A 22,294-nucleotide genomic window follows, 5' to 3' on the forward strand; every position below is an offset into this window, starting at 1 on the left:
ACTATGAATAATGAAAAGCGCGTTCAGATCCTTGAACGATTACGTGCCGAAAACCCCCATCCAGAAACAGAGCTAAAATGGAATTCACCATTTGAATTGCTGATCGCGGTTTTACTGTCAGCACAAGCAACAGATGTCAGCGTTAACAAAGCCACCGACAAACTTTATCCTATCGCCAATACCCCACAAGCGATCTTTGATCTAGGTGTCGATGGCGTAAAGGAATACATCAAAACGATCGGCTTATTTAACGCCAAGGCAGAAAACGTCATCAAAACCTGCCGCATCTTGCTTGAGAAACACGGCGGAGAAATTCCAGAGAACCGTGAAGCACTTGAAGCACTGCCAGGGGTTGGTCGAAAAACCGCGAATGTTGTGCTTAATACCGCCTTTGGTTGGCCAACTATTGCTGTCGATACTCATATTTTCCGCGTGTCTAACCGCACCAAACTAGCCATGGGCAAGAACGTCGATCAAGTAGAAGAAAAGCTACTAAAAGTTGTACCCAAAGAATTCAAAGTCGATGTCCATCACTGGCTGATCTTGCACGGTCGCTACACCTGTGTTGCCCGCAAACCACGCTGTGGCAGCTGCATTATCGAAGACTTATGTGAATTCAAAGATAAGATTTATCCTGACGAGTAATTCTGATTACATCACCCACTAAAGCTGCTTTATGCAGCTTTTTTTGTCCTTAAAGAAGCACAAAATAGTTATAAGAAATAGCAAATTCATTACATGTTCATATAAACGACAACCATATACAGTATTCCATACTCAATATTAATGGTATATCATTCCATTAAATTTAGTGACATGAGTATCAGCAATGCAGTTCAATACAGTTTCTCTTTCTGTGCTTTTAGCACTGACCCTAAGTGCCTGTGGTGGCGGTGATAGTTCTGACGATAATGTTGGCAATCCCAAATACCCTGAAAATCCATCTCCTGAAAACTTCTCCTTTAATATTGCTGGCGCTACCAGTGTTGTTTCTACATCTAACAACCAACTACTTGTTAATAAATCACTTTTAACTGCATCTAACACCGACACTTCAAGTAATTTTTACACGTTGGATGATAAAGGTCAGCTTCGAGAAGCGATTGAATCTGTTTACAGCTCAAAAGTCAGTTACAGCGTTCTTAGTGAAGATGGTAATTACCTTTACGTCGTGATTGACGCAATGAATGCATGGGAAAGCGAAAATATTCTTAGAGCGACTAACTGTGCGATTTTCAAAGTTAATGTAAAAAACAACAATTGGAGCTGCTTAGCTGAAGGCTTAGTCGCTGAAATGCCTTACGGCTATTGGAACGAAGTCAACGATGGCCGCTTTAAGCCGCTTCAATTTGATGGTGCTGGTAATGCTTATTTTCTAAGCCGAGGGTTTTCTATCAATGACGATGGCTATCTTGATTTTGATTACAATTCACCAAGCGCCCCTCTGACTCGTATTGATACTCAAGGTAATAAGAAACTACTTACTACAGATGTTGACTCAGTGAGCAGCTTCATTGTCACTAAAGCTAACTCTTTGGTTTACCGCGCTGAAAAACTCAAGATGATCCCAGACTTGGCAAATGACACACTCAGCACAGTCGAACTTGAAAAAGATCAATGGAGTAATGGCTGGTATACCGTTGATGATCACAATACCGTCATTTATTCACGTGATAACAGTTACAACAATTTCAGCTTTGCTCAAGCTAGCAAAGTCTTCATTGGTGGCGTAAATAAATCCACACTTTCTGGCCACTCCAATCAAATGAGCTCTTACTACCTTAATAGCATTATTATGGGTGATGATGGCTATATCTATGGCGTTTATAACGAGTCTGTTAGTGGCCCAGATGGAAGTTGGTACGAACAAGCACATTTAATGCGTCGCTTACCATTTGATAATAATAAATTAGTGACGATCAAGTTACCGAGTGATCATTACTATAATCAAAACCAACAAATGCAAGTGGCCAAAGGTCATGCTTATTACATAGAAGAAGAAAGTAACCTTAACTACGGGCAACGCGATATTATCGGTATTACCCGTATTGTTGATGGTGAAACGATTAAACTCTTTGACCAAGACTGGGCAACTCAACGCCTAAGTATTGAATCATGGAAACTAGCAGGTGACACCTTGTTCTTTACCGGTTTTGATAATGCGAGCTCAATCATGGTGTCTGGTGAAATTGACACCCTAGCGCTAAGCCAAGGTAAACCGGAGTCTGAGTATTTAACCTTTAATGAGACTACGTCGGTACATGGCGACGCTCTGACTATTGCGGATATGGAAGTGCTACGCCCACAACGCCCTGAAAACTCAGGCGGCTATCCAAAAGTGCTAGGTCTTAAGCTACACGATCAAGATCAATTCTCGGGTACACTTGAATTCAACAAGTGGATGGACCCGCAAAGCGTCGAAGATAACCTAACAATCTCAGATACCACACATAGCCAGCCTATCGGCAATATGGTGGTTTGGTTAAACCGCATGGCGCATATCTTGTTTGACCAAGATAACAACCAAGCAACAGATAACAAGCCATTAGAGTGGTCGACGAACTATCGTGTGTTTATTGATAAACAAGCACAAGATAGCGATGGGATCTCATTAATGCATGCTCAAGCAAATGATGCAGACCGTACCTTTGACTGGACGGTACGCGATCAGAACACTTGGAAGGTAGCAGAGCCAGAGCATCCATCTAAATTTACTGATGGCAATGTTTTGAAAATGTATGGCGGTAACCTAGCAGTAAAGTTATTAGAAAACATTCCTTCACCGAGTGATTTTGATTATCAAGTAAGCTTCTCTACAGATTTGAATGATCGTTTCTCACTTATAATGAGTGAGCAATACAATAACCACTTCCAAATCAGTTTTGATAATCACTCTGGCATGAACAACCGTATTTGCATTTATGGTGATATGGGGTCCCAAACAGCCTGTTTATCTGTACCTAACAGCCGTTGGTATCAAGTTACTTCAACAGTGATAAATAAAACGACTTTCACAGAAGTTGGTATCGAAGTTCAGGCTGAAAATGGAAGTCTAGAGAATTTAACTGTAAATATTCCGTTATCAGGATCAATGCCAAACTACAACTTCACCTTCAACGCTGATGCTACGAGTGCTTTTTTACTTGATAGCTTCACTTTTATAGACAAAGATGTAACCAGCATTAACGAGAACTTTGAAGCAGTACCAAAACCTCCGTTTATTTTCACACCTCATGTTCCAGCTAATTAGTAGTGCATAAAGATAAAACCCAATAAAGCCGCTTCTGCGGCTTTTTTTCCTTAAGATCTCGTTCATTCCCTCATCATTTTGTAAATCATGATAGATTAGATAATTGATAGAATTCGTATAAAATAAAACTAATTTATATCGTTAAATCAGAGGATTCATGGCAAACGGACGTATTTTACATACCATGCTACGCGTGGGAGATTTAGACCGCTCTATCGCTTTTTACACCGATGTAATGGGGATGGATTTACTGCGCAAGCGTGAGAACGAAGCCTATAAATATACCCTCGCTTTTGTTGGTTATGGCGATGAATCTCAAGGTGCGGTGATCGAGCTGACCTATAACTGGGATACTACTGAGTACGACATGGGCTCTGCATTTGGTCATATTGCCATTGGTGTATCGGATGTTTACGCCACTTGTGATGCTATTAAAGCAGCTGGTGGGAATGTAACTCGTGAGCCTGGGCCTGTAAAAGGCGGTTCGACTCACATCGCTTTTGTGAAAGACCCTGACGGTTATCAAATAGAGCTGATTCAACGCGATTAGCCTTATTACCCTCCCTTTTGATCCTTGTATCTATAAGCCAAAGCCTTGCTTTGGCTTTTTTCATTGAAGTGTGAGACTGCAAGCAAATTAATTATCGTACAAAATTCATGGTTGATATTGATAATGATTATCAATACGATAATAAAAAACCAAGAGAGATACGATATGTCATTCACTTTCCCAGCGCTGCCTTATGCCTATGACGCACTAGAACCGTACATAGATGCGCGCACGATGGAAATCCACCACGCGCGTCATCATCGCACCTACTTCGATAAATTTATGACGGCAATAAGCGGTACTGAACTCGAAACACAATCACTGCCTGAGATCTTTGCCAAAGTATCGCAATACTCACCCGCCGTCAGAAACCACGGTGGTGGCTATTACAACCACAACTTGTATTGGGCATGCATGTCACCACAAGGTGGTGGTATGCCTTCTGGCTTATTAGCAGAAGCGATTAACTGCCACTTTGGTAGCTTTAACGATTTCAAAGCTGAATTTTCTGCCGCTGCAGCCAATCACTTTGGCTCTGGTTTTATCTGGTTATCCGTCGTTGAAGGACGATTAGAGATATCAACCACCAGCAATCAAGATAATCCACTGATGGATGTAGAAAGCGTGCAGGGCATTCCTGTATTAGCGCTCGATGTGTGGGAACACGCGTACTACATCAGCTACCAAAATAAACGCCCAGAATATATCGATGCTTGGTGGCATGTTGTGGACTGGGATCAAGTACAACAACACTACCTTGATGCTTTGCACTCAGCATAATAAAGGGATAATCATGGACGTATCACGCTGGGAAACTCATACCTTATTGGCTAACGAATCTGAACGAGAGCAGAAGCCAATGATGTCTATCATTCATTACCAACTTGCACTGGCGGCAGCGCAACAGCTTGAGCCACTGCAAGGAACGCGTGATGAGTTTGAAGAGTTACTAACAATTAAGGTTGTTTCATGTCATAACCTTGCGGCATTTTGGCGCAATGCAGGTGATAGCGAATACGAGCTTAAATATTTGCAGCTAGCTTCTGAACAAGTGATGGCGCTTATCCCACAATGCCCTCGTAAAGAGTGTGATACGTTCGTTGAGTCTATCGGTTGCTGTAAATCGGCGTTAATCGAATTTTTAAAACGTCACCCCAATCCAATAGTGGCGCAACAAGTCGAGAATATTACCGTTAGCAGTCAGTGTGAACTCATTGCACGTTTTAAACTGCATTAGTTCAACAGAGCCTCTTATATAGACGCCACAACTAATAAAAAACGCGCTGAGGCTAGGCAGCGCGTTTTTCTTTATTTTCTATGTTGTTCACGAATCAGCAAATAACTGATCCATTCATTCGAACAACCACCTTCACTAAATCAAATGACTTCATTAGATCAAGCTGCGCCCCAAAGAAATCACCACGCGTCGGTTTTTGTTACGGCCGATTGGCGACTCATTATCAGCAATCGGGCGACGCTTACCAAAGGCTTCCACTTGGATCCTGTCTTTAGGTAAACCCAGTGTCATGAAATACTCTTCCAGCTTCTTCGCCCGTCGTTCTGACAAGTTTTGATTCACATTCTTACCGCCAATCGAATCGGTATAAGTCGCAATCAAAATAAGATCAATATCGTCACTGTAACGCACAAAATCTGTGATTTGAGATAAGCGTTTTTGCGAGGCTTTATTTAGTTCATCACTGTCGCGATCATAATGAAGCACTGTAAAGGCAATATCGTCAAAACTATAAGGTAACAGATTACCAATGCACGAACTAAATTGCAGATAAGGGGATTGGAAAGAAACCGCAGACAACCCCACTTCGATTAACTTATTATTATGCTGCCAGTCTTGATAACTGAATGTTGGGTAACGGCCACTTTCTAATTCTGTTAGCATCGCCCAAGCACTCTGCCCGCCAACATAACCGTCAAACTGCTTAAAAAATTGAATTCGCGTCATAGGTTCAGCCGCATCACCTGGCATCCAACGTGGTGGCATAGACACCAAATTAACGCTGCGAGTTTCCCCCATTGGACGACGCATTTTTAGTTCAAAATCGAGATTGATTTTTTTACCTGCTTTAGACGTAAACTGCGCCTCACCATAATTCGGAATTTGATGGATAAGTCGGCATTCTAAAGGCGTGTCGACTGCAACTTTCCATTCTGAGCTAGCAGGGGTAGCTACATACTGTTTGGCCGCACTGGCACTGGTGCTCAATACACTGACAAACAACATTGTACCTGTTACCACTGTTTTCAAAAAAATTGTCATACCCTTCCAACTCATTAATGCGCGCTCCCCTATTGTATCGAATCGAGAAAAAAAATCTTTAGGACACTGCACGACAAGTGCCGAATCTGACATAATGCTCGTTGAATTTATTGCAACCATAGTGCTATGAGCCAAGATAACGAACTAAATACACTGAAAAGTCGCTTTCGCGGCTACTTCCCTGTTGTTATTGATGTTGAAACAGCAGGCTTTGATGCCAAAACCGATGCACTGCTAGAAGTGTGTGCTGTGACATTAGAAATGGATGAAGATGGTTGGCTTAAACCAGCAACAACCGTACATTTCCACGTTGCACCATTTGAAGGGGCGATAATCCATCAAGCAGCCCTTGATTTCAACGGTATTCGTGACCCGTTTAGCCCATTACGTGGTGCTGTTTCAGAAGAAACGGCAATTAAAGCCATTTATAAGCAAGTCCGCAAAGAACTAAAAGCCGCTGGCTGTTCACGTGCCATCATGGTTGCGCATAACGCAAACTTCGACCACAGCTTTATGATGCAAGCCTCTGAACGTGCCAAATTAAAGCGTAACCCTTTCCACCCTTTTGCGACTTTCGATACAGCAGCATTAAGTGGTTTAACCTTTGGTCAGACCGTTTTAGCTAAAGCCTGTGAGACCGCAGGGATCCCTTTTGACAACAAAGAAGCACACTCAGCACTGTACGACACCGAGCGTACTGCCGAGTTATTTTGTGAGATTGTTAACAAATGGAAAAGATTAGGCGGCTGGCCTTTAGTGGCCCCTCAAACAGATGAGTCAGAAAACGCTCAATAATTCAAACAAGAGCGCCTCATCAGACCTCCTACCAAAGCCCAGTATTACTGGGCTTTTCTCTGTCAACTAAACGCAAACTGCCGCTTTAAACGTCAGTTTTAAACACAATAACCGAACATTGATCATATAATTAACAAATAGATAGAATGCAAACCATAACAAGGGGTTAACAAACAGGTTGGGCATATTTATACTGCTATTGAACGCATAGCGTTCATTTTTTTCTTTCATGGAATGAAGAACAAGAAGCATTATAGAGAGGCAGCATAAATGTCCATTAAAATAAACCGCACAGCCATAGCCGTAACCATCGCATTAACCTCACTCCAAGCACACAGTGCTGGTTTCCAAGTTTCGGAGCATTCGGCATCAGGATTAGGTCGCGCTTTCGCGGGTGAAGCCGCTATTGCCGATAACGCATCAGTTATTGCTCGCAACCCTGCAGCAATGATGATGTTCGATTCCGCACAAATTTCTGCCGCAGGCAGTATTGTCGACCCCAACATTGACGTAAAAGATCATGCCGCAAATCAAACCGCTAAAGATGTTGCACCACTTAGTTTTGTGCCTGCGGGTTACTACGTACAACCAATTAATGAGAAATTCGCTTTTGGTTTAGCGCTATTTACTAACTATGGCGTTACTACAGAGTACCCAACCGACTTCGCCAGTGGTGATCTTGCGGGTAAAACCTCACTGATTACCATCAACTTAAATCCAAGTGTTGCTTACCGTATTAATGACCAATTTAGCATTGGTGGTGGTGTCAGCTTGGTTTATGCAGATGCTGAATTAAACCGCCACTTAGGCCGTTTAGCACCTTTATTTAGCGGTTCGCCAGAAGATAAGCTAATCAGTATGGAAGGTGACACATGGGATTGGAGCTGGAACGTCGGCGCACTTTATGAAGTCAATGAAGACCACCGTTTTGGCGTGAGCTACCGCTCGCAAGTTTCCCTTGAGTTTGAAGGTGAATTCACCGATTACGAAGGCACTATCATTGAACCAAAACAAAAAGGTTCAACGGCTGTAGGTAGCCTTCCTGTTGTGCTTCCCGCGATTGCAGAATTCTCGGGTTATCACTCTCTCACCAAAGAGTTTGCAGTTCACTACAGCGTGCAATGGACGCAGTGGAGTAAGTTCGAAGAGCTAAAAGCCACCAACGACAAATGTAATTACAACGGCATGTCTGGCGTGTGTTTCATGAAAGATGAAAAATACGAAGACAATTTCCGTTGGGCCATTGGTGGTACTTACCGTATTAACCCTGAATGGACAGTACGAACAGGTTTCGCTTTTGATGAACAAGCAGGCAAGCCGACACTCAGCATTCCAGACTCCGATCGTTACTGGTACTCGGCTGGTGCGACATGGGCATACAGTTCACAGCTTAGCGTAGATGTAGGTGTGACGTACATTCACGGCACAGAAGGCACGTTTACCGAAGATAGTAGCGCAGGTGAACTGACCTTTACTTCAACCGGTGGCGCCGTTGTTGGTGCAGCGCAAATGAATTACTCATTCTAAGGGTGTGTTTTGACACTAAGTCACTCACCTAGAACATGCCCTATGGAGCAACAAATGAAAAAACAATTATTAGCGCTGATGATCGCTTCAACCCTTGGCTTAACTGGCTGTGGCAATGAATCATCGATTGAAGGCGATAGCACGATTTCTTATGAGCAAGGCATTCAACAAAGTCTAAAAGCACCGACTAAGGTCAAATTCCAGTTGCAAGGTGCTGATGCTGATATGCCTCGCCCGAGCTTCCTGCTCATGGACTCCAATGATGGCACGCTTGGTTTACCCACTGATAATACATCCATTGCCGATCCTGTAGTTGCAATGAACAGTACTGACGGTTGGAGTACCACTCAACCAATCATGATCTCATTTGAAGGTAACGACCTAGATCCGACTTCTATTGTGACAGCCTTTAAGTTACTCAAAGTATCCGATCCAACAACAACAGATCCAGCAGCACAACAACCTGTAGTGCTGAAGGCAACGTTCAACCCAGCAGCACCCGATCTTACCGCTGACTACCTAGTCTTTGTACAAGGGAAATCAGTTATCGCCCAGCCAATAAAACCGCTAGATGCCTCTAGCCATTACATGTTCGCACTAACCGATGATTTGAAAGACGTTAAAGGCAATAAAGTAGGTCTTTCAGGTTCTTATGCGTCATTAAAAACCAAAAAATCAGAACCCGTTGAAAAGCTAAAAGGTGCGCAGAAAATCATTCATCTCACTGAGGGTTTGATAGCTGCAACAGGCACATCTGCAGATAGCATTATCTACTCTAGCTGGTTCTCAACCGCTTCTGCGGGTGATGTGATGTTCGCAACTAAAGCCGCTATCGCATCAACCTTAAGTGCATTCAAAGCTCAACAACCAGCAAGCACCGTTTGGAAAGGTACCGCAAATCCGAATAATATTTCAGAGGAAAAACTCAACTCTCTATTAAAATTTGATTTTACTGCAACTCAAAATATCACCTCTGCTCTGCCAGCCCCACTTAACACACTTGGATTTACTGCTTATCAAGGAAAATTAAATGTTCCATACTTCCTCGAAACTGAAGTCAACGGTAAAAAATGGCAATCTACGCCATGGCAAAGTGCCATGCCAAGCCTTGCAATACTGAAGTCGACTTTAGCATCAGGCAGTGACGCAGAAAAAGCCGCGGTTGCAGCTAAAATGACAGATTTGAAGATCACTGAAGACGATCTGAAAAAAGCGGCTGAAGGTGACTTAACAACCCAAGTCACTCTAATGACAAAACTTATGGGTGAAAAAATCGAAGTTGGCGGTAAACAACTAGATGCTAATCGTGAGATCACACGTTACAGCCCTATCCCTCAATTAAAATCAGTACAAACGATTGATTATTTATTAATTCTACCAAAAGCTGGGGTATGTGCAGACGACACAAATGTTCCAGTAACTATCTACCAGCACGGTATTACTTCTGTAAAAGAAAATATTTACGGACTGGCTCCGACTTTAAGCACAACTCAATGTACAGCATTAATGGCGATCGACTTACCATTACATGGGTCACGTAAGCTATCTGACGGCACGGTGACTGATGATGCCAATGCTGACGTATACATGAATCTAAGCTACTTACCTGTTGGCCGAGATAATTTACGCCAATCCGTGGCAGATCAAATGAGTTTACGAGCTGCACTAGGTTCCGTGATTGCAACGAAATTAGCTGGGAACCCTGTTCCTGCCCCATTCGACAAACTCACTTTCGGAACTTCAGGTGTCGGATTCCTGGGCCACTCGCTAGGCGCTATCACAGGGATCGACTTTACCGCGGTAACTAACCGAAAACTAAGTCCAGATCCTGCTGTTGAAGGAGGAATGTTTAAGATCTCTCGCGCTCAATATGCTAACCCAGGGGCAGGTATCCCTTACCTACTGCTTAACTCAACGGCATTTGGTGGCACTGTGAAAGACGGGGTGTTAACAACCATTCCTGATTACAAAACCTACAAAGAGGCGAAATGTGGATCAAGTACGTCAGCTAAGTGTGTAAGTGACTTTTACGACTCACTCTCAGCCGCTAAAAAGGCAGAGATTGATGGTTTGTTCACTCAGTTTGCGTATGCCGCTCAGACAGTATTAGATAGTGTCGACCCAATTAACCATCTTGGTAAGATCGACCCTTCTATTCCTGTATTGATTAATGTCGTGAAAGATGACGAGGTGATCCCAAATGCCTTATCGCTAGCATCAAGCAAACCTTATTCACCATTCGGTGGCACAATGCCACTTATCGCAGGGTTTGAACAACTAAGCACTGCTGGCCAAACTTCAACTAGCTCTCGTGTTGCAACCCTGTTCAATGCAGGTACACATAGTTCATTACTCACACCTGTCGGTGGTTCTGTAGCAGTAACAGCAGAAATGCAAAAACAAACAGCGTCATTCATTACGACAGGTAAAGCTACTGTCACTGATGACACAGTTTTGTTCACTACACCGTAATTGATAGAGCTAAAACAACAAAGGCGAGCCAGTGGCTCGCCTTTATTTTTTATAACGCGATTTATCACATGGAATTACAAATCGTCAGTGTGCGCCGATAAGTACTTCGCCACGCCTTCTGGTGATGCATCCATACCGTCTTTACCTTTTTCCCACTGAGCAGGGCATACTTCACCATGCTCTTCGTGGAATTGTAGGGCATCAACCATACGTAGCATTTCATCAATATTACGGCCAAGCGGTAGGTCATTCACCACTTGGTGACGCACTAACCCTTCTTTATCAATCAGGAACGAACCGCGGAATGCCACGCCCGCTTCAGGGTGCTCTACATCATACGCCTGACAAATTTCATGTTTAGTATCAGCAATTAGCGGGTATTGCACCTGACCAATACCGCCATCTTCCACTGCCGTGTTACGCCACGCGTTGTGCGAGAACTGAGAATCAATCGATACACCAATCACTTCAACACCTTTTGCTTGAAAATCAGCAAAACGCTTATCAAAGGCGATCAGTTCTGACGGACACACAAAAGTGAAGTCTAGTGGGTAGAAAAAGATAACCGCCGCTTTCCCTTGGATGTGCTGTTTTAAATTAAATTGATCAACAATTTCACCATTACCCAGTACCGCAGCCGCTGTAAAATCAGGCGCTAAACGTCCAACTAAAACACTCATAAGTAACTCCATGTGATGTAGTAAATAAGTGCTGTCAATTGCCAGTATTGTTCTGACAACACAGCCGATAACCAGTATAGACAGGAGATAATGACAAGACTAAGACATGCGACACAATAAGCATACGTTTCGGATTAATTCGCTACAAACATGAATAAAGGCTCGACATGTGGGAAAAATTCAGCAAACTGACTAATCGGAGCAAAACAGCCCTAAGAAAACAACATCCATACTAAATAACAAACAAACTGACGGACTTTAGTTTTTATGAACCCAGTAATAATTTCAGTGTGCGTAATGTTGATTCTCGCTTTGATGCGAGTCAACGTTGTCGTAGCACTGACCTTTAGCGCCATTTTAGGTGGCCTTGTGGGCGGGATGCCCCTCGCAGACACTGTCGCAGCTTTTGAAGGCGGCCTAGGCGGCGGTGCAACAACTGCATTAAGTTACGCCATGTTAGGTACTTTTGCTGTCGCGATTTCGCGTTCAGGCATTACTGATGTACTTGCACAAAAAGTCATTAAACGTATCAGTGGCCACCATAATGCCGCTGCCGCAACTGGCGTGAAATACAGCGTTCTCACCATTTTACTGCTATTAGCCGTCTCTTCTCAGAATGCTATTCCAGTGCATATTGCGTTTATTCCTATTGTTATCCCGCCGCTATTGCATGTATTTGCGAAATTGAAATTAGACCGTCGTCTGATTGCTTGTGTACTAACTTTTGGCCTAGTTACGCCTTACATGGTACTTCCTGTTGGTTTTGGTGGGATATTCCTAAACAACATCTTGCTTAAAAACCTGCATGATAACGGATTAGATGTTGTTGCTAGCCAAGTGCCAGTGGCAATGCTACTGCCAGCAGCTGGTATGGTGTTCGGCTTACTCACCGCGGTATTTTTCAGTTACCGCAAACCTCGCGAGTATTCTGAAGAGAAGATCCTTGCGAACGAGCCAGAACAAGCACAAATCAACATGAAGCATGTCTACATTGCTGTTGGTGCTATCATTGCCGCGCTGGGTGCGCAGCTATTTAGTGGCTCAATGATCATCGGTGGCCTAGTTGGCTTCATGATGTTTACTTTTGGTGGTGTGATTAAGTGGAAAGAAACCCATGATGTCTTCACCAAAGGTGTTCACATGATGGCAATGATCGGCTTCATCATGATTGCAGCCGCGGGTTTTGCGGCGGTGATGAAAGCAACAGGTGGTGTTGAAACACTGGTTGCCTCACTGGCTGATGTCATTGGTGATAACAAACCACTAGCCGCATTATTGATGCTGGTTGTTGGTTTGTTGGTAACTATGGGTATTGGCTCATCGTTCTCGACCATTCCCATTCTAGCGACAATTTATGTGCCGCTTTGTTTAACCTTTGGTTTCTCGCCAATGGCAACTATTGCATTGGTTGGTACTGCTGCAGCGCTAGGTGATGCCGGTTCTCCTGCTTCAGACTCAACGTTAGGTCCAACAGCCGGTCTGAATGCCGATGGTCAACACGAACATATCTGGGAAACGGTTGTTCCGACCTTCTTGCACTACAACTTATCCTTGATTGCATTTGGTTGGATAGCGTCTATGGTGCTGTAAGGCACTCTTGCTAAAGACGACCTCCTTTTAAAAGATCGCTTCGGCGGTCTTTTTTATTGTTCTGCATATCAATGTCACGTTATGTATCTCCCCCCCCCTAGAGCCTCACTCTCCCCCTTTACTTATTCTCATTTTTTCTTTCTTCTCTTATTGACGAATAACGGTATGACGAGCTGCTAGTAAGCATATATATGCCCCTAGAGACATACATCAAACTTATTACATTTGCTGCATATTTGTTTATTAATGAATAAATCAACTGCTAGACTTATCTAGGCAATAAGCCATTGAAAAAATTAATCAACTCAACTCTGGAACCATAACGAATTAAACTAAACCAGAGCAAATCACTTCGTCATAAGGCTACTATATGGACATACTCGCCCAGTCGAAATACTTGATCATTGATGATAGCAATATGATCCAAAGCGCCACCCGCGCTTTATTGATCAAATTAGGCGTGCCCACCAATAATATCGTCAGTACCGCTAACGCACAGGGTGCAGTGAGAGCTTGCCGCAGTCACCGTTTCGATATTTTACTGATAGACCATCACCTAGGAACTGGCAGTACGGGCTTACAGCTGCTTGAGTATTTACGGTTAAAAGAGCTCATCAAAGCACAAACATTAGTCTTTGTCGTAACAGGAAACGACAGCCAAGACATCTTCTTTGGTTATTCGAAATTTGAGCCTGACGGCTACTTGATTAAACCCATCAGAGCGGATGACATTATCAAGCGCGTTACTAACGGTCTGACTCGCCAGCAATTTTTTTCAACGCTAGAACAAGCCTTCACTAAAAGTGGCTTGAACGCTGTGAAACCACTGTTTGCTCAATCACCCGATCCCGCCACGCTCAAAGAATCAATTATCTATATGTCCAACATATTGATAAAAGAAGCGCAATTTGCAGAAGCAACAGCCATGCTCAATGGACTATTAAAACTACACGATTATCTACCCGCACGGATCAAACTCGTTGAAATCAGTCATGCACAGCAGCACTACCAAGACGCACTCACTCAAGTTGATAGCCTGCTTAGTGACAACCATCGAAATATCAAGCTATTGCAGTTAAAAGTAAAAATATGCCTGCGCGCAAAAAAATATGACGATGCGCAGGTATTAATACAACAAGTCCTTGCTGTAAACACCAGTAATATCGCACTGACTTTAGATATGATTTGGATTCAGTTAATGTCACATGATATCCATTTAGCCAAACCTTATATTCTGAGTTTGGCGCCCCTCATCCCCAATTCTATATGGGACAGTGCAGGAAAACGTGTACTTGTTTTGTGGGTGGATATATTAAACTTGCCAGAAGATAAACTGAAGGTATGGCGGGCTGAATCAGCATGGCAACGATTGTCTCGTTCAGAAAAACCAGCGACATTATCAAAACCTATTTTAAAGCTCTGCCGCTGCCTGCAATTACTTCAACTCAATGAGACTGAGCTGGCTCGAGTGCTCCTTGCCGCTATCCGAGAGGACGAATATTTACCCTCGGACATCGAAGCCTACTACTTGCTTTGTCTGTGTTACCAAACTTTAGGGGATAACAAGTTTAGACCGCTGCGCAGTAAGCTAGAAAACTTACTTAACCAACAAGGTAATGGATTATCCGAGTTACAACAGCAAGCACTACAAAAAATCGATTATCATTCTCTGACCGTAAAGATTGATCTCGCCAACGCCGAGCCATAGTGCCTATACGCATAAAGAAAATAATAAGACAGGATGTCACTCTATTTATGTTCATGTTTACACCGCCACAGGCTTACGCTATTTATCAGCGTGCTATTCACCACGCCAAAGCAATTAGCCTTGCCTTTGTTGTTCTATTTTTTGTCCAACCATTAACTGGCTTTGCTAACCAAACAACCAATACAGTGCCCACAGATCCTCGCCCTGTGATCACCGTCGGCCTACCCGCGTATGATTTAGTGCCCTACAGTTATCAGCGACAAACAAAGAGTGGTGAAATCATCACTGAAGGATTACTGATTACTATGCTGGAGCTGATCGCGATACAAGCTGAATTTCGATTCGAGATCCGTTTATACCCAACCTACAGTGATGTCGTTACAGCCTTTAAAGCCAATGACCTTGATATGCTCATTGGTGTTTCAGCCACATTTGACCGCCAACAATACATGGCATTCAGTGAACCTATGTTTTCAATTCGCCGCGCGGTGATCACTCAACAGAAAACAGTTAACTCACTTCAAGATTTGACCGGTGACATATTAGCGATAGAGAAAGGGTTTGCATTAAACGAATTAATACCTAACCTGCTGCCACAAAGCCTAATTAGAACAGAGAACAGCAGTCAAGACGCCCTTGATGCTGTCAACACAGGTCGTTCTGATGGTTATATTGGCGATGCCCTCGCCTTATCAACTCTGCTGCGCGATCAAGTTCATAATGATCTTACCCTTTCACTGTTGCCCGATCTTCCCCCAGATCATTTACATCTCGCCGTCCATAAGGGAAAACATAAATTACTTAGCCGCATCAATTTTGCATTAGAAGACATTAAAGCCAACGCGCTACAATCCGTTTACAATCAGTGGTTTAGCCCTTCTCAGCGCACCATGATGGTCGACTATGGACAAATTGGACTCACGCAAGATGAAAAAAATTGGCTCGCAAAAAATCCTAAAATCAGTATAGGTGTTCACCGACAGTGGGCGCCTTTTGATTTTATGAATGAACGAAAGCAGCATGATGGCCTAAGTGCCGACGTCTTATCACTATTAAGTAATATGTTAGGTGTGAAATTTATCTCATCAGCACTTCCTGTATTTTCGTCAACTCAGCAAGCATTCACTGACGGCGAATTAATGATGCTGTCAGCCGTCACCCCTACCAACGAAACAGTGCGCGTGATGGACTTCTCCCTCCCATATACTAACGAGCCCTGGGTGGTACTCAGTCGCTCAGAACAGCTCACTAATTTTATGCCTAATGGAACAGAGCGGGTCGCCATTATTGTCGGTTCTGGTGGTGAAGCCCTCTTACCTACATTGTGTTTAAGTTGTGTCCCCATTCCTTTTATTAACCATGTTTCTGCTTTTCAAGCATTACAGAAAAGTGAAGTTGATAATGCGCTTGCCTCTCTTCACTTCGCATCACCATTGCTACACAACAACTATGTCGGGCAGTTTAAGATTAATGGGAAGATTAGCGAGCAAAACCACGTTCCACTCAGTTTCGCCATTAATTTTCGTCACCCTATGCTGCTAAGTATTATAAATAAAGCCATCCATGCTATTCCTACTTCAGAACTATCTAGGCTTGAACAAAAGTGGCTAACTTATGAATATCAAGAAGGTTTATCACCGCGTGCCGTTGCTAAATGGGCTGGATTACTCACATTAATCATTACTGTCGTGATTACGTGCATCATTCTATGGAATCGTAAAATGGCGGCAGAAATTCAGCAACGAAAGCAAGCGGAGTTACGGGCTAAAGCCGCCGAATTACACCTTCATACATTAGCAGATAACATTGATGGCGTTGTGCTCCAACATGTCCAGACATTTGCCGATCGTCCTTTACACTTTCACTACAGCTTCATTAGTGCGGGTGTGCAAGAGATGTTTGGATTTGATGTCGCCACCGTCGAAGCAAACCCACACTGTTTATTTGAACAAATTATCGCATTGGATTACGACGAGCTGGAAAGCAGCATGTTATTAGCATTACAAGCTGGTCATTGGGAAAGCGAGCAGCAAATAAAAGGCAATGATTGCGATAGCAAGTGGGTACAGTTTAAAAGCCAAATTACAGTGCGTGATGAACACAGTTATGATTGGAATACCGTCATCACAGATATATCACTACTCAAACAACAGCAGCTTGCGTTAGAAAATGCTCGCCATAAGGCTGAAATCGCTACTGCCGCAAAATCACAATTTCTTGCCACGATAAGCCATGAAGTACGTACGCCTATCAGCGGGATTCTTGGTCTTTTAGAATTAATGCAGGAACACACCTTAAACGATGAACTGCAAAGTTTACACGGTGGATTACACCAATCTGCTCGCAACCTACTTCACATCGTTAACGATGTACTGGACTACTCCAAGATTGAAGCAGGAAAACTAGATATAAACCCGACGGATATAGAGCTGGGAAAAGTGCTCGCTCGTATTGTGCAGCCGCAGTCTATTCATGCTCAGCAAAAAGGGCTTGCCTTCCATTACTGGCAAGATCCACGGCTTGCTCAGTGGCTGTTTGCTGATGACATTCGTATTCATCAAATACTAAATAACTTCTTAAATAATGCGATTAAATTCACCGAACATGGCACGATCTCACTGTCTGTTGATGTACTAAAAGAAAAAACAGCAAACCAACCATTATGCCAAAAGGTAAAATTAACCGTCACAGATACTGGCATTGGTATAGCCAAAGGCAAACAACACGCACTGTTTCAACCATTTGAACAAGCCGACAGCACCACCAGCCGTCGCTTTGGAGGCACTGGATTAGGCCTTGCTATTGCTCGGAAACTGATAGAGCAAATGCACGGCAGTTTGCAACTACAAAGCGAGGAAGGCAAAGGCAGTGCATTTAGCGTCACGTTCGATATCCCACGAAGCCAGCAACAGCCAGAGACCCCCAAGGCTTTAGCCTTGCCACCAACAGCGACCCAACAAGCAAGAAAAAACTATCCAAAACTCACTAAGCAATGCTTAATTCTGGGCTATTTCATTCAACAAGAAGAGCTTTGCCATTACCTAAAACACTTAGGGCTAACGCCGAAAGTGATTCAAGCTAATCATCTCGATTTACTGCAATTACACATAACGTCGGTTCACCCTTCGCATGTGGTGATTGCCATGTCACTGTGGCAACAGCTTTCAATTACAGATGCTTGGATACAGCAGTTACCCGTTACGACCAATATTATTGTTATTAATCAAAACCCCATGCTATCGCCAGAACCACTCGGCATGTCATGGTGTTTATCGGTAAACCCGCTTTTACCGGATAACCTCATCCATGTGTTAACCAAACCGGTTAGCCACGAACCAATCGTCAGCCATAGCAAAAACCACAGCATAAAGAACAAATACAAAGAAAGCCGAGAGCAGGCAGAGCAATCAGGACGTCTAATTTTGGTCGCAGAAGATCATCCAATCAATCAGCAAGTGATCAAAAAACAATTAGAGCGTATAGGGGTACAAGCCGACATTGTTGAAAATGGTGTGCTCGCTTTTGAAGCACTAAAAAAGCACAGATATGGATTATTACTTACCGACTGTCACATGCCCGAAATGGATGGATATACCTTATCTGCCTCTATTCGCTCACAAGAAAGCCGTTGTGCAGAATTATTTTCGGCTGAAACTTCAACTTCAATTTCAACTGCGACGGCAATAACCCAGTTAACCAGCGCAGAAGAAACATCGGATTGGTTAACAGAAATGGGCCGAAGTTTTACAGCCCAGTATGAAGTACTTGATGAATCAGACCATGCTTCAGAAAAACAGAGCCGTCAGATAAATGCTTGGCAGCTACCTATAGTGGCGCTAACGGCCAATGCAGTCCAAGGCGAAGACGCGCACTGCTTTGAATACGGAATGAATGACTTCCTCGTTAAACCAGTCTCGATAGAACAGCTACGCATGACCATTGAAAAGTGGTTGCCTGAGCGTGTTACCGCCACCGAAACCACCAAGGAAAAAGAGAACAGCCAACAAGGAGATCAACGACAAGCACAAATAAAAGCGAGTATCGACGTAAATGCCGAAGCAAGTCACCAAGCGCTAACCGATGACTTTTCAGATTTGTTTGGCGCAATTGACAACTCTTTTAATCAGCAAAACCACCATGGGCAGCAATCGAGTCAAGGCTCAGCTGACAAAGAAGAAAATTGGATACAGGCAGACACGCTTAACAGCTTTTCTCAGCGCAACCAAACGACAGCAATATCAACGACACTCATTAATCAAGCATTACTGCTTGAGTTATTTGGAGATCAAGCAACGGTCAATGGCTTAATAGCAGAGTTTATCGAGAACCACTGTAAAGACATCACGCAATTAAATGATGCACTCAATCAACATCAATATCAGCAAGCTTCGCAAATCGCTCATCGGATGAAAGGGGCCGCAAAGATGATCGCTTGTGATGATATCGCCGAACTGCTCGCTAGCATTGAAACACTAACCCAAGACAAATTTGACCATCACATCACGCAGCAACATTTAGCTATCAAGCAAGATGAAATAGTAGGTCTAGATGAGGATATTGAGCACTGTATGGCACAGCTAGAAAAGCAAACCACGTTGCTACTCGCTATGTAAACACCAAAGCTGACTAAACTCGAGCCATCAAATTGAAACCAACAAAAAGCCCTGCATATACTTGCAGGGCTTCTAAATACGTAGCACAGTTTTTACATCAGAATTTATTCTGCTGCTTCACCGTCACGACGAGCAGCGGCTTCTTTAACAAGTGGCTGAAGCTCACCTTTTTGGAACATTTCCATGATGATGTCACAACCACCAACTAGCTCGCCTTCAACCCATAGTTGTGGGAATGTTGGCCATTGTGCGTATGCAGGAAGCTCAGCACGGATATCAGGGTTTTGTAGGATATCAACGTAAGCGAACTTCTCACCACAACCCATTAGTGCTTGAGAGGCTTGTGAAGAAAAACCACAGCTAGGTAGTTTAGGGGAGCCCTTCATGTACAACAAGATTGCGTTTTCAGAGATCTGCTGCTTAATTTTATCGATAGTTTCCATAACTTCCTCTTACGACCAATTGCTTATCTTTAAGTATATCTACTTGATGGGGGCACTGCCGTTATAAAACAAGCCTACCAAATAAATGTTTTAACGTGCCATTCTACTCGTTCAGGCTTAGGAAAAAAACGCCTAAAATTTTTAAGGGTAATTTTTTAGGGTCAGGGCTTTTAATAAAGTAAAAACTTGCTAAAATAGCTAGGTCAGTTTAAAAAATTAAAATAATTCGTAGTGGCTCCGATGAAGAGGTACTACAGGAAGCAATGTCGAGGGCTTGCCCTCTCAAATACCAAAATGGAGATCCGAGCAATGGCATTTGAATTACCAGCTCTACCGTACGCTATCAACGCACTAGAACCACATATCTCTCAAGAGACTCTAGAGTTTCACCATGGTAAACACCACAACACTTACGTGGTTAAGCTAAATGGTCTTGTTGAAGGTACTGAGCTTGCTGAAAAATCACTAGAAGAAATCATCAAGACTTCTACTGGTGGCGTATTCAACAATGCTGCACAAATCTGGAACCACACTTTCTACTGGCACTGCCTAAGCCCTAACGCAGGCGGTGAACCAACAGGTGAAGTTGCAGACGCAATTGCTAAATCATTTGGTTCTTTCGAAGAATTCAAAGCAAAATTCACAGATTCTGCAATCAACAACTTCGGTTCTTCTTGGACTTGGTTAGTGAAAAAAGCAGACGGCTCTCTAGACATCGTTAATACGTCTAATGCTGCAACGCCACTAACAGAAGAAGGTGTTACACCACTTCTAACGGTTGACCTGTGGGAACACGCTTACTACATCGATTTCCGTAACGTTCGCCCTGATTACATGGCTGCTTTCTGGGCACTTGTAAACTGGGAATTCGTAGCGAAAAACCTAGCGGCTTAATTTTGTCTAGGTCATCATTTCGGTGATGAAAATTTCCCCCAATGAAAAAGACCTCGCAATGCGAGGTCTTTTTGTATGTGTCTATCTTCAGCATTTTTACTATGATGACACGCTTAGCTTAGCGCCATCATGCAATCGTTAAGCTTTTTCAGCCAAGATAATACGAAGCGTACGGCGAAGTGGCTCAGCGGCTCCCCATAGCAATTGGTCACCGACAGTAAAGGCATTCAGGTAATCATCACCCATCGCCAACTTACGTAAACGGCCAACAGGCACTGATAGTGTTCCTGTTACTTTAGCGGGGCTAAGCTCTTGCACTGTCACATCACGATCATTGGGGATCACTTTCACCCAGTCATTGTGCGATGCAATAATGCCTTCGATTTCATCAAGCGGCACACCCTGCTTTAGTTTGATCGTTAAAGCCTGACTGTGACAACGCATAGCGCCAATTCGCACACAAGTACCATCAATAGGAATCGGTTTCGCATCTAGCCCCAAAATTTTATTTGTTTCAACCGATGCTTTCCATTCTTCTTTCGACTGACCGTTATCGCGTTTCACATCGATCCAAGGGATCAATGAACCAGCTAATGGCGCCCCAAACTCTTGAGAAGGGAAACTAGAAGAGCGCAAGGTTTCAGCTACCTTACGGTCAATATCAAGAATAGATGTTGATGGATCAGCCAACTCGCTAGTCACTGTGTCGTTGATCACCCCCATTTGGCCAATCAACTCACGCATATTTTTCGCGCCAGCACCTGATGCCGCTTGGTACGTTTGTGATGTCATCCATTCAACCAAGCCCGCTTTATATAGACCGCCCACCGCCATTAGCATCAAACTAACGGTACAGTTACCGCCTACATAGGTTTTTATTCCAGAATGAATACCTTGTTGAATCTGGTCAAAGTTAACAGGGTCTAACGTGATAATGGCATCGTCTTTCATCCGCAACGTTGATGCGGCATCAATCCAGTAGCCTTTCCACCCAGCTTGACGTAATGCAGGGTATACTTTTTCTGTGTATCCACCGCCTTGACAGGTCACGATCGTATCAAGTTGCTTTAAGCTTTCAATATCGAATGCGTCTTGAAGTAACCCGGCATCTTTCCCATAGTTCGGCGCAGGGATACCAACTTGTGAAGTTGTATAAAAGGTAGGTTCGATTTGATCAAAATCTCGCTCTTCTACCATTCGCTGCATGAGCACAGAGCCCACCATTCCACGCCAACCAACTAAACCTACTTTCATCATTACTTCCTACGCTCCCTGTTATTCATTCGCAGTCCCATCTATAGAGTTTTAAAGCACGAAAAACAAGCAAATTTTATAATTAAGCATGCATAAAGTGCTTCTTCGCAAAAGTAACAGAAGTCAGTCATATGCATTCAGTTCTTGCAGACTACCTTTAGCATTTACAATTAAACTATTATCCATCAACACTTAATCTGGGCCACTAAACAAACAACTAATGTTTAAATAGCCAACGAC

The 22,294-nt window shown here is 43.3% G+C and carries 16 protein-coding genes; 12 read left to right on the forward strand and 4 right to left on the reverse strand.

All coding sequences use genetic code 11. From position 1 onward, the window contains the following. The first annotated feature begins 3 nt into the window (after positions 1-3). From nth to OCU87_RS11860, 5 genes are all read left to right on the forward strand, one after another. The gene (gene nth / locus OCU87_RS11840; RefSeq protein WP_094956431.1) at positions 4-645 is read left to right on the forward strand and encodes an endonuclease III; all 642 of its coding nucleotides are present in this window, start codon (positions 4-6) and stop codon (positions 643-645) included. A gap of 184 nt (positions 646-829) precedes the next feature. Beyond that, positions 830-3,250, forward strand: coding sequence for a hypothetical protein (locus tag OCU87_RS11845; protein WP_261857225.1), 2,421 nt, complete (start codon positions 830-832; stop codon positions 3,248-3,250). Between the two features lie 157 nt (positions 3,251-3,407). Beyond that, the gene (gene gloA, locus OCU87_RS11850) at positions 3,408-3,800 is read left to right on the forward strand and encodes a lactoylglutathione lyase (protein WP_062691011.1); all 393 of its coding nucleotides are present in this window, start codon (positions 3,408-3,410) and stop codon (positions 3,798-3,800) included. 165 nt (positions 3,801-3,965) lie between these two features. Then, positions 3,966-4,580: a superoxide dismutase gene (locus tag OCU87_RS11855; RefSeq protein WP_261857226.1), complete on the forward strand. Its 615-nt coding sequence runs from the start codon at positions 3,966-3,968 to the stop codon at positions 4,578-4,580. A 13-nt stretch (positions 4,581-4,593) separates the two neighbouring features. Continuing rightward, a complete protein-coding gene (locus OCU87_RS11860) occupies positions 4,594-5,037 on the forward strand; it encodes a DUF2753 family protein (RefSeq protein WP_048899161.1) in 444 nt (147 codons plus the stop codon). Between the two features lie 153 nt (positions 5,038-5,190). Here the strand turns inward: OCU87_RS11860 and motY are convergent, their stop codons facing one another. Then, positions 5,191-6,078 carry a flagellar protein MotY gene (motY, locus tag OCU87_RS11865; RefSeq protein WP_261857227.1) on the reverse strand — a complete coding sequence of 296 codons (888 nt, stop codon included), beginning with the start codon at positions 6,076-6,078 and terminating at the stop codon, positions 5,191-5,193. Positions 6,079-6,204: 126 nt separating this feature from the next. Here motY and rnt point away from each other — a divergent pair, with 126 nt between their 5' ends. From rnt to OCU87_RS11880, 3 genes are all read left to right on the forward strand, one after another. After that, positions 6,205-6,873, forward strand: a complete 669-nt coding sequence (gene rnt / locus OCU87_RS11870; RefSeq protein ID WP_062691009.1) for a ribonuclease T — start codon at positions 6,205-6,207, stop codon at positions 6,871-6,873. Positions 6,874-7,143: 270 nt separating this feature from the next. After that, the gene (locus OCU87_RS11875) at positions 7,144-8,400 is read left to right on the forward strand and encodes an outer membrane protein transport protein (RefSeq protein ID WP_062691008.1); all 1,257 of its coding nucleotides are present in this window, start codon (positions 7,144-7,146) and stop codon (positions 8,398-8,400) included. A 54-nt stretch (positions 8,401-8,454) separates the two neighbouring features. Further along, positions 8,455-10,872, forward strand: a complete 2,418-nt coding sequence (locus OCU87_RS11880; RefSeq protein WP_261857228.1) for a VolA/Pla-1 family phospholipase — start codon at positions 8,455-8,457, stop codon at positions 10,870-10,872. Positions 10,873-10,946: 74 nt separating this feature from the next. On the opposite strand, the gene OCU87_RS11885 is transcribed toward OCU87_RS11880, so the two are convergent. After that, positions 10,947-11,552: a peroxiredoxin C gene (locus tag OCU87_RS11885; RefSeq protein ID WP_048899157.1), complete on the reverse strand. Its 606-nt coding sequence runs from the start codon at positions 11,550-11,552 to the stop codon at positions 10,947-10,949. Between the two features lie 267 nt (positions 11,553-11,819). Here OCU87_RS11885 and OCU87_RS11890 point away from each other — a divergent pair, with 267 nt between their 5' ends. The 3 genes from OCU87_RS11890 to OCU87_RS11900 all read left to right on the forward strand — a co-directional run bounded on the left by OCU87_RS11890 (position 11,820) and on the right by OCU87_RS11900 (position 19,463). Next, positions 11,820-13,142, forward strand: a complete 1,323-nt coding sequence (locus OCU87_RS11890; protein ID WP_094956437.1) for a Na+/H+ antiporter family protein — start codon at positions 11,820-11,822, stop codon at positions 13,140-13,142. 370 nt (positions 13,143-13,512) lie between these two features. After that, positions 13,513-14,850 carry a response regulator gene (locus tag OCU87_RS11895; protein ID WP_261857229.1) on the forward strand — a complete coding sequence of 446 codons (1,338 nt, stop codon included), beginning with the start codon at positions 13,513-13,515 and terminating at the stop codon, positions 14,848-14,850. Between the two features lie 47 nt (positions 14,851-14,897). After that, on the forward strand, positions 14,898-19,463 hold the full coding sequence (locus OCU87_RS11900; RefSeq protein WP_261857230.1) for a transporter substrate-binding domain-containing protein: 4,566 nt from the start codon (positions 14,898-14,900) through the stop codon (positions 19,461-19,463). Between the two features lie 104 nt (positions 19,464-19,567). Here the strand turns inward: OCU87_RS11900 and OCU87_RS11905 are convergent, their stop codons facing one another. Next, complete coding sequence (locus OCU87_RS11905) at positions 19,568-19,906, reverse strand: Grx4 family monothiol glutaredoxin (protein ID WP_062691003.1); 339 nt, start codon at positions 19,904-19,906, stop codon at positions 19,568-19,570. A 309-nt stretch (positions 19,907-20,215) separates the two neighbouring features. Here OCU87_RS11905 and sodB point away from each other — a divergent pair, with 309 nt between their 5' ends. Continuing rightward, positions 20,216-20,800, forward strand: coding sequence for a superoxide dismutase [Fe] (gene sodB, locus OCU87_RS11910; RefSeq protein WP_062691002.1), 585 nt, complete (start codon positions 20,216-20,218; stop codon positions 20,798-20,800). Positions 20,801-20,938: 138 nt separating this feature from the next. On the opposite strand, the gene asd is transcribed toward sodB, so the two are convergent. After that, a complete protein-coding gene (gene asd, locus OCU87_RS11915; protein WP_062691001.1) occupies positions 20,939-22,057 on the reverse strand; it encodes an aspartate-semialdehyde dehydrogenase in 1,119 nt (372 codons plus the stop codon). Positions 22,058-22,294: the final 237 nt, after the last annotated feature.

The sequence above is a fragment of the Photobacterium sanguinicancri genome (assembly GCF_024346675.1).
Classification (GTDB): Bacteria; Pseudomonadota; Gammaproteobacteria; order Enterobacterales; family Vibrionaceae; genus Photobacterium; species Photobacterium sanguinicancri.